Source organism: Roseovarius indicus, assembly GCF_008728195.1.
GTDB lineage: Bacteria > Pseudomonadota > Alphaproteobacteria > Rhodobacterales > Rhodobacteraceae > Roseovarius > Roseovarius indicus.
In genome coordinates, this window is the sequence record NZ_CP031598.1 from 4,379,430 (window position 1) to 4,391,975 (window position 12,546).

Annotated in this window: 10 protein-coding genes; 4 read left to right on the forward strand and 6 right to left on the reverse strand. The window is 65.0% G+C overall.

The genetic code is table 11. The features are described from left to right. Positions 1-183: 183 nt before the first annotated feature. Both RIdsm_RS21205 and RIdsm_RS21210 read left to right on the forward strand, forming a co-directional pair. Positions 184-3,795, forward strand: a complete 3,612-nt coding sequence (locus RIdsm_RS21205) for a hydantoinase B/oxoprolinase family protein (protein ID WP_057818482.1) — start codon at positions 184-186, stop codon at positions 3,793-3,795. A gap of 99 nt (positions 3,796-3,894) precedes the next feature. Then, on the forward strand, positions 3,895-5,076 hold the full coding sequence (locus tag RIdsm_RS21210; RefSeq protein ID WP_057818367.1) for an ABC transporter substrate-binding protein: 1,182 nt from the start codon (positions 3,895-3,897) through the stop codon (positions 5,074-5,076). Positions 5,077-5,167: 91 nt separating this feature from the next. Here the strand turns inward: RIdsm_RS21210 and RIdsm_RS21215 are convergent, their stop codons facing one another. The 5 genes from RIdsm_RS21215 to bhcA all read right to left on the reverse strand — a co-directional run bounded on the left by RIdsm_RS21215 (position 5,168) and on the right by bhcA (position 9,969). Then, positions 5,168-5,491 (reverse strand): hypothetical protein, encoded by a 324-nt coding sequence (locus tag RIdsm_RS21215; RefSeq protein ID WP_057818365.1) that lies wholly within the window; start codon positions 5,489-5,491, stop codon positions 5,168-5,170. Between the two features lie 101 nt (positions 5,492-5,592). Next, positions 5,593-6,558 carry an iminosuccinate reductase BhcD gene (gene bhcD, locus RIdsm_RS21220; protein ID WP_057818363.1) on the reverse strand — a complete coding sequence of 322 codons (966 nt, stop codon included), beginning with the start codon at positions 6,556-6,558 and terminating at the stop codon, positions 5,593-5,595. Positions 6,559-6,571: 13 nt separating this feature from the next. Further along, positions 6,572-7,735, reverse strand: coding sequence for a 3-hydroxy-D-aspartate aldolase BhcC (gene bhcC, locus RIdsm_RS21225; protein WP_057818361.1), 1,164 nt, complete (start codon positions 7,733-7,735; stop codon positions 6,572-6,574). A 72-nt stretch (positions 7,736-7,807) separates the two neighbouring features. Beyond that, positions 7,808-8,779 (reverse strand): beta-hydroxyaspartate dehydratase BhcB, encoded by a 972-nt coding sequence (gene bhcB / locus RIdsm_RS21230; RefSeq protein ID WP_057818359.1) that lies wholly within the window; start codon positions 8,777-8,779, stop codon positions 7,808-7,810. Further along, positions 8,779-9,969, reverse strand: coding sequence for an L-aspartate--glyoxylate aminotransferase BhcA (gene bhcA, locus RIdsm_RS21235; protein WP_057818357.1), 1,191 nt, complete (start codon positions 9,967-9,969; stop codon positions 8,779-8,781). The genes bhcB and bhcA overlap by 1 nt, the downstream gene beginning before the upstream one ends. A 162-nt stretch (positions 9,970-10,131) precedes the next feature. Between bhcA and bhcR the strand changes: the two genes are divergently transcribed. After that, the gene (gene bhcR, locus RIdsm_RS21240; RefSeq protein ID WP_057818355.1) at positions 10,132-10,965 is read left to right on the forward strand and encodes an HTH-type transcriptional regulator BhcR; all 834 of its coding nucleotides are present in this window, start codon (positions 10,132-10,134) and stop codon (positions 10,963-10,965) included. A 72-nt stretch (positions 10,966-11,037) separates the two neighbouring features. After that, positions 11,038-11,910, forward strand: a complete 873-nt coding sequence (gene aguB / locus RIdsm_RS21245; protein WP_057818353.1) for an N-carbamoylputrescine amidase — start codon at positions 11,038-11,040, stop codon at positions 11,908-11,910. On the opposite strand, the gene RIdsm_RS21250 is transcribed toward aguB, so the two are convergent. Further along, complete coding sequence (locus RIdsm_RS21250) at positions 11,902-12,420, reverse strand: winged helix DNA-binding protein (RefSeq protein WP_057818351.1); 519 nt, start codon at positions 12,418-12,420, stop codon at positions 11,902-11,904. The two genes, aguB and RIdsm_RS21250, sit on opposite strands and share 9 nt — an antisense overlap. Positions 12,421-12,546 lie beyond the last annotated feature (126 nt).

Genomic DNA, 12,546 nt, shown 5'->3' on the forward strand with positions numbered 1-12,546 from the left:
CTTTTTATACGTTTAGTATTTTATTAAACGTGCCACGGCCCCCGGCGTCCGTCAAGGAAAAATCCTACGGCCCTCCACCCTGCATTTTCACGGTTTACTATTTTTATACAATCTGTATATTTATATCCACCCACCGGCGCCCGCGCCGTGGGCATTCAGGAATAAAGACCGGAGAGTTCGATGATGTGGCAGTTCTGGGTCGACCGTGGCGGCACCTTCACCGATATCGTTGCCAAACGCCCCGACGGCACGCTTGAAACCCGCAAGCTGCTTTCGGAAAACCCCGAGAACTACAAGGACGCCGCCGTTCAGGGCATCCGCGATTTCCTCGGCCTCGCCCCGGGCGAACCGATTCCCCAGGGCGTCATCGACTCGGTCAAGATGGGCACCACCGTCGCCACCAACGCCCTCCTCGAACGCAAGGGCGACCGCACGCTGCTGCTGATCACCAAGGGCTTCGGCGACCTTCTCCGCATCGGCTACCAGAACCGTCCCCGCATCTTCGACCTCGATATCCAGCTCCCCGAAATGCTCTTCGAGCGCAGCGTCGAAATCCCCGAACGCCTCGACGCGTCGGGCGAGATCCTCGAACCCCTCGACGAAACCGCCGTCCGCACCGCCCTCCAGCAGGCCCATGATGACGGCATCCGCGCCGTCGCCATCGCCTTCATGCACGGCTACAAGACCCCCGCGCACGAGAACCGCACCGCCGAGATCGCGGCCGATGTGGGCTTCACCCAGATCTCCACCAGCAACGGCACCTCGCCGCTGATGAAGCTGGTCAGCCGCGGCGACACCACCGTCGTCGACGCCTATCTCAGCCCGATCCTGCGCCGCTATGTCGAACAGGTCCGCGAAGCGCTCGACGCCGGCGCCGACGGCAACGACCGCAAGCGCCTGCTCTTCATGCAATCGAGCGGTGGCCTCACCGACGCGGCGCTTTTCCAGGGGAAAGACGCCATCCTCTCCGGCCCCGCCGGCGGCGTCGTGGGCATGGTCAAGACCGCCGAACATGCAGGCCATGACAAGCTGATCGGCTTTGACATGGGCGGCACGTCAACGGATGTCTGCCACTACGCCGGCAGCTTCGAACGCAGCCTCGAGACGGAAGTCGCCGGCGTCCGCATGCGCGCGCCGATGATGAACATCCACACCGTCGCGGCGGGCGGCGGCTCGATCCTCTCCTTCCGCGACGGCCGCTTCCAGGTCGGCCCCGAAAGCGCCGGCGCCAACCCCGGCCCCGCCTGCTACCGCCGCGGCGGCCCCCTCACTGTGACCGACTGCAACGTCCTCCTCGGCAAGCTCCAGCCCGGCCACTTCCCCCGCGTCTTCGGCCCAGACGCCAACGAACCGCTCGACACCGCAATCGTCCGCGAAAAGTTCGACGCGCTGGCCCTCCAGATCGCGCAGGAGACCGGCAACCCGAAGATGCCGCTCGAAGACATCGCCGAGGGCTTCCTGCGTATCGCCGTCGAAAACATGGCCCGCGCCATCAAGAAGATCAGCGTCGAGCGCGGCTATGACGTGACCACCTACACCCTCAACTGCTTCGGCGGCGCGGGCGGGCAGCACGCCTGCCTCGTGGCCGACGCGCTCGGCATGTCCAAGGTCTTCCTGCACCCCTTCTCGGGCGTGCTCTCGGCCTACGGCATGGGCCTCGCCGAGATCCGCGCCATGCGGCAAAGCCAGTTCGACAAGCCGCTCTCCGCCGCCTCCTGTTCCGAGGCCCAAACCCTCGCCGACCGCATGGCAACCGAGGCCGAGGCCGAGCTCACCGAACAGGGCAGCGCGAAAGACGACATCACCCGCGTCACCCGCGCGCTGCTGCGCTACGCCGGCTCGCACCAGACGCTCGAGGTGACCTTCGGCCCCGAGGCCGAGATGCGCGACACCTTCGAGACCGCCCACCGCCAGCTCTATGGCTTCGCCGACCCCGAGCGCGAGGTGTATTTCGAGGCCCTCACCGTCGAAACCATCGGCGCCCAGCCCGACCTGCCCGACTGCGCCTCCCGCCCCGACCAGGGCACGCCCGCGCCCATCGACACGGTCGACATGGTGGCCAACGGGCAGGCCGCGCAAACCCCGCTCTACGACCGGGAAACCCTCGACCGCGGCCAGTCCGTCGACGGCCCCGCCATCATCCGCGAGGCCACCGGCACCGTCATCGTCGAACCCGGCTGGCGCGCCCATGTCGACGCCTTCGAAAACCTCGTCCTCGACCGCGCCGTGCCCCGCAAGGGCATGGAAGATATCGGGAAAGAGGCCGACCCTGTCATGCTCGAGGTCTTCAACAACCTCTTCATGTCCATCGCCGAACAGATGGGCGCGACGCTCGCCAAGACCGCCTATTCCGTCAACATCAAGGAACGGCTCGACTTCTCCTGCGCCCTCTTCGACCCCGATGGCGGGCTCGTCGCCAACGCGCCCCACGTGCCGGTGCACCTGGGCTCCATGGGCGAATCCGTCCGCACCGTGATCCGCGAGAACGCCGGCAAGATGAAGGCGGGCGACGTCTTCGTCCTCAACGCGCCCTTCAACGGCGGCACCCACCTGCCCGACGTCACCGTGATCACCCCGGTCTTCGACGCGGCGGGCACCGAGATCCTGTTTTACGTCGGCTCCCGCGGCCACCACGCCGATATCGGCGGCCGCACCCCCGGCAGCGCGCCCCCCGACAGCACCCATATCGACGAGGAAGGCGTGCTGATCGACGACTTCAAGATGGTCGATCAGGGCCGCTTCCTCGAGGCTGAAACGCGTGCCCTGCTCGCCTCCGGCCCCTACCCCTGCCGCAACGTCGACAACAACATCGCCGACCTGCTCGCCCAGATGGCCGCCAACGAAACCGGCGCCCGCGAGGTCCGCCGGATGCTCTCGCAATTCGGCACCGGCGTCGTGCAGGCCTACATGCGTCACGTGCAGGACAACGCAGAAGAAAGCGTGCGCCGCGTCATCGACCGCCTGCGCGACGGCCGCAACACCTACGAGATGGACAGCGGCGCGAAGATCGAGGTGCAGATCACCGTCGACCGCGACAACCGCACCGCCACCATCGACTTCACCGGCACCAGCAAACAGGACAAGGGCAACTACAACGCCCCCCTCTCGATCTGCCGCGCGGTGGCGCTCTACGTCTTCCGCACACTCGTGGGCAGCGACATCCCCCTCAACGAAGGCTGCCTCAAACCCCTCAACCTGATCATCCCCGAGGGCACCTTCATCAACCCGGTCTACCCCGCCGCCGTCATCGCCGGGAACACCGAGGTCAGCCAGTCCATCGCCGATGCGCTCTACGGCGCGCTCGGGGTGATCGCGGGCTCGCAGGGCACGATGAACAACTTCGTCTGGGGCAACGACGCCTACCAGAACTACGAAACCATCTGCGGCGGCACCGGCGCGGGCCCCGGCTTCGATGGCGCCGACGCGGTGCATTCACACATGACTAACACTCGTATGACAGACCCCGAGGTGCTGGAATGGCGCTTCCCCGTCCGGATCGAGGAATTCTCGATCCGCCGCGGCTCTGGCGGCACGGGCCAGCATCGCGGCGGCGACGGCATCCGGCGCGAGGTCCGCTTCCTCGAACCGATGACGGCAACCGTTCTGACCTCGCACCGCAAGGTGCCGCCGCGCGGCGCCGAAGGGGGCGGGCCCGGCGCCTGCGGACGCAACGCGATCCGCCGCGCAAATGGCACCGTCGAGGAACTAAGCGGTAACGATATGGTCAACGTTGGCCCGGGCGACGTCTTCCTCATGGAAACCCCGGGCGGCGGAGGCTTCGGAACGGCGGCCTGACCGGGCCGCCGCGCGCCTGCCGCATCGCAGCATTGCGCGCGCGGCAAAATTAATATACAGTGTGAATAAAAAAGAACTCAACATAGGGAGTATGACACCATGAAGACCAAAATCACCAAACTCCTGGCTGTCTCGGCACTCGCCGCCAGCAGCCTCGTCCCCCCCGCCCTTGCCGAAGAAGGCAAGGTCAAGGTCGGCCTGATCCTGTCGCTCTCCGGCCCCGGCTCGGTGCTCGGCCAGGAGATGCAGAAGGGCGCCGACCTCGCCCTCGAAATGCTCGATGGCAAGCTCGGCGGCAAGGCGGCCGAATTCATCTACGAGGACGACCAGCGCAAGCCCGATGTCGGCAAGGAAGCCGCTGAAAAGCTGACCCGCTCTGACGATGTCGACGTGGTCATCGGCTCGTCCTTCTCGAACGTGATGATGGCCATCCACCGCCCCATCACCCGCGCCGGCAAGATCGTCCTCAGCCCCAACCCGGCCCCCGCGCCGCTCGCGGGCGACAAGTGCGACCCCAACTATTTCGCCGTGCCCTTCCAGAACGACCAGCTCGCCGAGGCCATCGGCACCCACCTCTCGGCCGAGGGCGTCGGCTCCGCCTTCATCCTCGCCCCCAACTACCAGGCCGGCCGCGACCTTCTCGAAGGCTTCAAGCGCACCTACACGGGCGAGATCGTGGGCGAGATCTACACGCCGCTGGAACAGACCGACTTCTCCGCCGAGCTGACCCAGGTGAAATCCGCCGACCCCGACGCCGTCTTCGTCTTCTACCCCGGCGGGCTCGGCATCCAGTGGGTCAAGCAATACGCGCAGGCCGGCCTCAAGGACGACACCCCGCTCTACAGCGCCTTCACCTACTTCAACGGCGCCGCCCTCAACGCCATCGGCGAGGCCGGGCTGGGCCTGAAAAGCGCCGCCCAATGGACGATCGACCTGCCCAACGACGCCAACCAGGAATTCGTCGAGGCCTTCCGCGCCAAGTACGACTCGCCCCCGTCCGACTTCGCCGCCATGGCCTATGACGCCGTCCGCCTGATCGACAGCGCCGCGGCCAAGGTCGACGACGTCGACGACACCGACGCCTTCCGCGCCGCCCTGCGCGAGGCCGATTTCGCCTCCGTCCGCGGCGAGTTCAAATTCAACACCAACCAGCACCCGATCCAGGCGATGTACCTCGCCACGGTCGAGGCCGACGAGGACGGCAACTACATCGCCGTCTCCGAAAGCGTGATCGAGGAAGCCATGGAAGACAGCTACGCCAAGGACTGCTCGATGGAGTGATCCATCTCACGACCTGGCATGTCACCGACGTTACCCTCGCAGGAAACTGCGGGGGTAATTTCGTTTTGCACGATGCAAACTCAACCGACGCTCAAGTTCGATACAGAACGAACCCGTCCGTCCGCTTCTCCCAGCGCCCTTCCCGCTCTAGTTCCGCGGGCACCGGAAAGGTGGACGCCAGACCGAGAACGATTATCCTCCGCCACTGTGGGAAATGCCCCTCGATCCCCCAAACCACGTGGCACAGCGCAGTTTCGACCGAACGATATCGGTCCAGCGAAAAAATCGCGCTGTCAGGATGAAGTTGACCCTTCGCCGCCGCAAACCACTCTCGGTTGGCCGCGCTTTCGACGATCCATGCCGCCTCGACCAGTGGACCGGAATAGTTTTCATCGAAGATAGCATGGATATCCATGCCTCATGGATGGCAGTTTCCAGTTAAGTGTCAACGTCCGCTTCACTCAGGTAGCGCCAACATCTCCAGTGGTCACGTACACCGTCGGCTCAGCCACCCTCTCAAAAATCCACCATCACAGCCCGCCCCGCTTCCTGCGCCAGCTCCACCACCCGAGACGCCACCGCCAGATCCTGCAACCCCACGCCCGTGCCATCGAACAGCGTGATCTCCTCCGCACTCCGCCGCCCCGGATGCGCCCCGTTGATGACCGCCCCCAGCTGCTGAACATCCCCCTCGCCGATCAGCCCCATCGCCACCGCATGCTGCGCCTCGCCGATCGACACCGATTGCGCCACCTCGTCGGTGAACACCACCGCCCGGGCCAGCAACCCCGGCGCCACCTCCTGCTTGCCCTTCGTATCCGTCCCCATGCAGGCCACATGCGTGCCGGGCGAGACCTGATCCGCCCCGAGAATGGCCTCGAAAGACGACGTGATCGAGATGATCACATCCGCCTCCCGCATGCCCCCCAACTCGACCGCCTCGAACGGCACCCCCGCCTCCTCCGCCACCTTCTCCAGGTTCGGCAACATCTCCGGATTCAGGTTCCACCCGATCACCTTCTCGAACCGCCGCTGCTCCAGCGCCGCCCGCAACTGGAACGCCGCCTGGTGCCCCGCGCCGATCATCCCCAACACCCGCGCATCCTCCCGCGCCAGGTACCGGATCGACACCGCCGATGCCGCCGCCGTCCTCAACGCCGTCAACAGGTTGCCGCCCACCATCGCATGGACCCGGCCGGTATCCGCATCGAACAGCACCACCGTCGACTGGTGATTGATCACCCCCCGCTTTGCCAGATTATGCGGCCAATACCCCCCGGCCTTCAGCCCCAGCGTCAGCCCCGACCGGTCGAACCCGCCCTTGAAGCCATAGAGCGCATCCTCATGCCCGATCGCCTCGCGCACGACGGGAAAGTTATAGGCCTCCCCCGCCGCCATCGCCGCGAACACCCGCTCGACCGCCTCGAACGCGGCCTCCCGCGTCATCAGGTCGGCAATCTCCCGCTCCGGTACGATGATCATCCCCGGCCCCCGCTCAATACGCGAAACCGCGGGCCGAAACCGGCCAGACCACCTCGACCTTGCCGCCCCGCACGCCCACGTACCAGTCATGCACGTTGCAGGTCGGGTCACAGTGCCCCGGCACCAGCTTCAGCTTGTCATTGACGAAAAGCACGCCGCCGGGGTCGGCCACCACCCCATGCTCATCCGAGCACTTCACGTATTCCACGTCATCCCGCCCGAAGACCACCGGCAAACCGCTATCCACCGACTGCGCCTTCAACCCGGCATCGACAATCGCCTTGTCGGGCTTGGCATGGCTCATCACGCTGGTCAGCAGGAACAGCGCGTTCTCCCACTCCCCCCGGTCGATCCGCTCGCCTTTTTCGTCAAGGATCCGCCCGTAATCCGCATCCATGAACGCATACGACCCGCATTGCAGTTCGTTATAGACCCCCGACGCGCTCTCGAAATAATACGAGCCCGTGCCGCCCCCGCCGACGATATCGCACCCCAGCCCTTCGGCCTTCAGCGCCTCCACCGCGTCTTTCACCATCGCGACGGCAACATCGATCTTGGCCTTCCGGTCCTCGTAGGCGTCCAGATGCTGCATCGCCCCCTGGTACGCCTGAATGCCTGCAAATCTCAGCCCCGGCGCCGCGTCGATCGCCGTCGCAATCTCCACCACCTCCGGCGTCGTCGTCACCCCGCAACGCCCGGCGCCACAGTCGATCTCGACCAGGCACTCGATCTGCGTCCCATGCGCTTCCGCCGCCTTCGACAGATCACCCACGTTGGCCACATCATCCACACAGCACAGCACCCGCGCCCCCAGCTTCGGCATCCGCGCCAGCCGGTAGATCTTGGCCGCATCGCGCACCTGGTTCGACACCAGCACATCCTTGATACCGGCCCGGACAAACACCTCCGCCTCGCTCACCTTCTGACAACACACCCCACAGGCCCCGCCCAGCTCGATCTGCAGCTTCGCCACGTCCACCGACTTGTGCATCTTCCCATGCACCCGGTGCCGCATCCCGTGCGCCTTGGCATAATCCCCCATCTTGCGGATGTTCCGCTCCAGCGCGTCGAGGTCGAGCATCAAACACGGCGTCTGAATCTCCGCCTCGCCCATCCCCGGCTTGGCCGGAATGTCGAACCCCACGTCGAAATCATCGAGATTGGTCATGTCTTTCATGTCTCTTCTCCCTTCAGGCAGAGGGCCGGGGCAAAGGCCCGGCCAATCGTCGTATGTCCCGTAGGGCGGGCTTCAGCCCGCCATCCACGGCAGCTTGTCCAAATCAACGTTCCCGCCGGTGATGATCACGCCCACCCGCTTGCCCGCGAACCGGTCCTTGTTCTTCAAAATCGTGGCCAGCGGCACCGCACAGCTCGCCTCCATCACGATCTTCATCCGCGTCCATGTCAGCTTCATCGCGTCGACGATCTCCTCTTCCGAAGCCGTCAGGATGTCCGTCACGTGGGTCGACACGAAATGCCATGTCAGCTCCTTCAGCGGCACCTTCAGCCCGTCCGCCACCGTCTCCGGCGCGTCGTCGGCGATGATGTGCCCCGCCTTGAAGCTGCGATAGGCGTCATCGGCCTGCTCGGGCTCCGCCGCGATCACCTGCACCTCCGGCGCCAGCGTCGACAGCGTCAGGCAGGTGCCCGAAATCATCCCGCCCCCGCCAATCGGCGCCACCACCATGTCGAGCCCGTCTGTCTGCTCCATCAACTCGCGCGAACAGGTCCCCTGCCCGGCAATCACCCGCGGGTCGTTATAGGGGTGCACGAAATCGCCCTCCGTCTTCGCCTGCACCTCGGCGAACACCGCCTCGCGGCTGCTGGTCGAGGGCTCGCATTCGGTGATCGTCCCGCCATAACCGCGCACCGCATCCTTCTTGGCCTGCGGCGCCGTGCGCGGCATGACCACGTTGCACGGAATACCCCGCCGCCCCGCCGCATAGCTCAGCGACAGCGCGTGATTGCCCGAGGAATGCGTGCACACGCCCTTCTCCAGCATACCCTCCGGCAACCCGAACACCGCGTTCGTCGCACCCCGCACCTTGAACGCCCCGGCCTTCTGGAAATTCTCGCACTTGAAGAACAGCTCCGCCCCGGTCAGGTCGTTGAGGTAAGAAGATGTCAACACGGGCGTCCGATGAATATGCGGCGCGATCCGCTCATGCGCCGCCAGCATGTCGTCGAACCCCGGGATTAACGTTTTGTTAATATCCTTCATCACGCGGCGTCCTTCTGCTTGCGGGCATGGGTCGCGCGGTACACCTCCTGCGCCGCCGCCACGCCCGAACCCAGCTCGATCTTCATGCCCAGATCGGCCATGCACATCTCGGCCGTCGCAATCCCGCTCAGCGCCATGACATCGGTCAGACTTCCCAAATGCCCGATCCGGAACACCTTGCCCGCCACCTCGCCCAGCCCGGTGCCGAACGCGGTGCCATAGGCATCGGCGGCATGGGTCACGATATCGGTCGCGTTCACCCCCGGCGGAGTCCGGATCGCGCTGACCGTGTCCGACCACACATCCGGCGTCGCCGCGCACAGCTCCAGCCCCCACGCCCGAACCGCCGCCCGAACGCCATTGGCAATCCGCGCGTGCCGGGCAAAGACATCCTCCATCCCCTCCGCCAGCAGCATGTCGCAGGCCGCGTTCAGCCCGTTGATCAGCCCCACCGGCGGCGTGTACGGATACCCGCCCTGCGCATACCCCTTGTCCATGTCGCGAATATCGAAAAACGTGCGCGGCAGCCCCGCCGTCACCGACGCCGCCACCGCCTTCGGGCTGAAGGCCGTGATCGCCAGCCCGGCCGGCAGCATGAACCCCTTCTGCGAGCCGGTCACGGCAACGTCGACACCCCAGTCGTCGAACCGGAACTCCATCGACGCGATCGAAGACACCCCGTCGACAAACAGCATCGCCGGGTGCCCCGCCGCATCCATCGCCCGGCGCAGCGCCCCGATATCCGACTGCACCCCGGTCGCCGTCTCGTTATGCGTCGCCAGCACCGCCTTGAAGCTGTGCCCGGCATCCGCCGCAAGGATACCCCCCAGCCGCTCGGCCGGTATCCCCTCGCCCCACGGCACCTCGACCACGTGCACATCAAGCCCGTGGCGCTGGCACATGTCGATCCAGCGATGCGAGAACATCCCGTTCCTCGCCGCCAGCACCTTGTCACCGGGCGACAGCGTGTTGGTCAGCGCCGTCTCCCATCCGCCGGTCCCGGTCGCGGGAAAGAGGAAAATCTCCGCGCTCTCGCTTTTCAGAACCTCCCGCAGCTTCGCCCGCAACGGGTGCAATATCTCGCCGAACACCGCCGACCGATGGTCGATCGTCGGCATGTCGCACGCCTTGCGCAGCGCCTCGGGAATGTTCGTCGGGCCGGGAATGAAAACCGGGTTCTGCAAGTTCATCGTGGGCTCCTCCATCGCGTGAAGGGAAGCTATCGCCCCCACCGACAGAAGGAAATTTTTTTGAAATCGGTTTTCACAAAACCGGGATGCCCGAAAATTCCATATTGATCGGATACTTACACTTTTTCACAATACGAAGCAGTTTTTCAAAACGAGAATCGCATGCCGTCCGACACCGCTCCCGACCCCCAGAACCGCCGCGCCCGCGGCCGGCCGCGCGGATGGGACGACAAGACCGAACAGAACACCATCAAGTCGCTCGACCGGGCGATGCTCGTCTTCGAACATCTCAGCCGCTCACAGGGCAAGATGCTCACCGAACTGGCCGACGACCTGAACCAATCCCCCGCCACGGTCTACCGCGTGCTCGTCACGCTCGAGACCCGCGGCCTCGTCGAATTCGACCCCGCCGAACAGCTCTGGCATATCGGCCCGCAGGCCTTCGTCATCGGCGCCGGCTTCCTCCGCCGCACCAGCCTCGTCGAACGCGCCCGCCCGATCCTGCGTCGGTTGATGGAGGTAACAGGCGAAACCGCCAATCTCGGCCGCGAGCTGGACGGACAGGTGCTCTTCCTCAGCCAGGTCGAAACCAACGCCACCATCCGGGCCTTCTTCCCGCCCGGCACACTCGCCGAAATGCATTCCTCGGGCATCGGCAAAGTGCTTCTGGCCCAGATGTCCGAGGAACGAATTGCGCGCATCCTGGCCGACCACCCGATGCAGGCCTTCACCCCCAACACCATCACCGACCCGGCAACGCTCTCCCGTGAACTGGCCACCATCCGGGCACAGGGCTTCGCCATCGACGCCGAGGAACGCAACGAGGGCATGCGCTGTATCGCGGCCCCGGTCTTCGACCACAGCCAAAGCGCGGTGGCCGGCCTGTCCGTCTCGGGCCCGACAAGCCGGGTGTCGGAAGAAAAGACGGACGAGTTCAGCCATGCCGTCATCCAGGCCGCCCGCGATCTTTCCGCGGCCCTCGGCGGCCTTCCGTGACAGACCGCAAATCGCGGTGCTATATCTCCACCGACCCGGCCAAGCATGCCGCCCCCACGAAAGGCTGACCCGATGCGCAATGTCACCGTCGCCGCCACCCAGATGGCCTGTACCGACATCCTCGACGAAAACGTCGCCAACGGCGAAAAGCTGATCCGAGAGGCCGCCGGCCGCGGCGCCAACATCGTGCTTCTGCAGGAGCTCTTCGAAGGCCGCTATTTCTGTCAGGATGAAACCCCTGACAACTTCCAGCGGGCCAAACCCGTCCAAGGCCACCCGACGCTCGCGCATTTCCAGTCGCTGGCAAAGGAACTCGGCGTCGTCCTGCCCGTCTCGTTCTACGAACACGCGGGAAACGCCCGCTTCAACTCCGTCGCCATCATCGACGCCGACGGCAGCCACCTTGGCCTCTACCGCAAATCCCATATCCCGCATGGCGGCGGCTACCAGGAAAAGTTCTACTTCTCCCCCGGCGACACCGGCTTCAAGGTATGGAACACGGCCTTCGGCCGCATCGGCGTGGGCATCTGCTGGGATCAGTGGTTCCCGGAATGCGCCCGCGCCATGGCGCTGCAGGGGGCCGAACTGCTCTTCTACCCCACGGCCATCGGCTCGGAAGTCGGCAACGACCTTTGGGACTCCTCGGCACACTGGCAACGGGCGCAACAAGGCCACGCCGCCGCCAACATCATGCCGCTCATCGCCTCCAACCGCATCGGCCCCGAGGCCGGGCTGAACGGCACCGAGATCAACTTCTACGGCTCCTCCTTCATCGCCGACCAGTTCGGCGAGAAGGTGGCCGAGGCCGACCGCGAGACCGAAACCGTCCTGACCCACAGCTTCGACCTCGACGAGGTGGCGATGCATCGCGACTACTGGTGCGTCTACCGCGACCGCCGCCCCGACCTCTACCGCCCGCTCATGAGCCTCGACGGCTCACAGTGACGCCGCCGCGCGACTGGCCTGGTCGTACTGCCCCGACAAGGATCGCAATGTCCGGGCCAGGTCGCGAAACTGCTCTCCGGTCATCTCCGACCCGCCGGCACCCAGCAGGCATTGCCGCCGCACGTCACGATAGGCCTCGCACAGTTTCTCGCCCTTTTCCGAAGCGCGGTAGAAGACTTCCTTCCCCCGTTTCTCGGAATCGATCAATTCATGCTTCGTCAACTTCCGCAGCGAATAATTGACGGTGTGATTATCCTCGATATTCAGAAGGAAGGCGATATCGCTCAGCCGCTTGTCCCGCCCGCGATGGTTCACGTTGTGGAGAATCAGGATGTCGAGCGGGTTCAGATCGCCCTGTCCTGCCGCCGACATGCACCGGGTCATCCACCTCGAAAACGCGTTGAAGGCGATGATCAGCCCGAACTCGAATTCCGACATCTCCCACCCTTCGCCCTCGGCCAGATGCCGCGACGAAACGATCCGACGACCTGCGTCACCACCTGAAGACATGACCCTCCCTTTCCACTGAAAACGCTTACGTTTTGTTAATGTTTTCATATCGAAACGCCGATTACAACTCTGGCTCCCTCCAACGGCCGCCCGGCGTCGATTTGCCCCCGACCTTCAACGAATTCC

Excerpts from the sequence above, each read along its gene's own strand:
- aguB (WP_057818353.1), top strand. The coding sequence starts at position 11,038 with ATGCGCAATGTCACCGTCGCCGCCACCCAGATGGCCTGTACCGACATC.
- RIdsm_RS21250 (WP_057818351.1), bottom strand. The coding sequence starts at position 12,420 with ATGTCTTCAGGTGGTGACGCAGGTCGTCGGATCGTTTCGTCGCGGCAT.
- bhcC (WP_057818361.1), bottom strand. The coding sequence starts at position 7,735 with ATGAAAGACATGACCAATCTCGATGATTTCGACGTGGGGTTCGACATT.
- RIdsm_RS21215 (WP_057818365.1), bottom strand. The coding sequence starts at position 5,491 with ATGGATATCCATGCTATCTTCGATGAAAACTATTCCGGTCCACTGGTC.
- bhcR (WP_057818355.1), top strand. The coding sequence starts at position 10,132 with ATGCCGTCCGACACCGCTCCCGACCCCCAGAACCGCCGCGCCCGCGGC.
- bhcB (WP_057818359.1), bottom strand. The coding sequence starts at position 8,779 with ATGAAGGATATTAACAAAACGTTAATCCCGGGGTTCGACGACATGCTG.
- bhcD (WP_057818363.1), bottom strand. The coding sequence starts at position 6,558 with ATGATCATCGTACCGGAGCGGGAGATTGCCGACCTGATGACGCGGGAG.
- RIdsm_RS21205 (WP_057818482.1), top strand. The coding sequence starts at position 184 with ATGTGGCAGTTCTGGGTCGACCGTGGCGGCACCTTCACCGATATCGTT.
- bhcA (WP_057818357.1), bottom strand. The coding sequence starts at position 9,969 with ATGAACTTGCAGAACCCGGTTTTCATTCCCGGCCCGACGAACATTCCC.
- RIdsm_RS21210 (WP_057818367.1), top strand. The coding sequence starts at position 3,895 with ATGAAGACCAAAATCACCAAACTCCTGGCTGTCTCGGCACTCGCCGCC.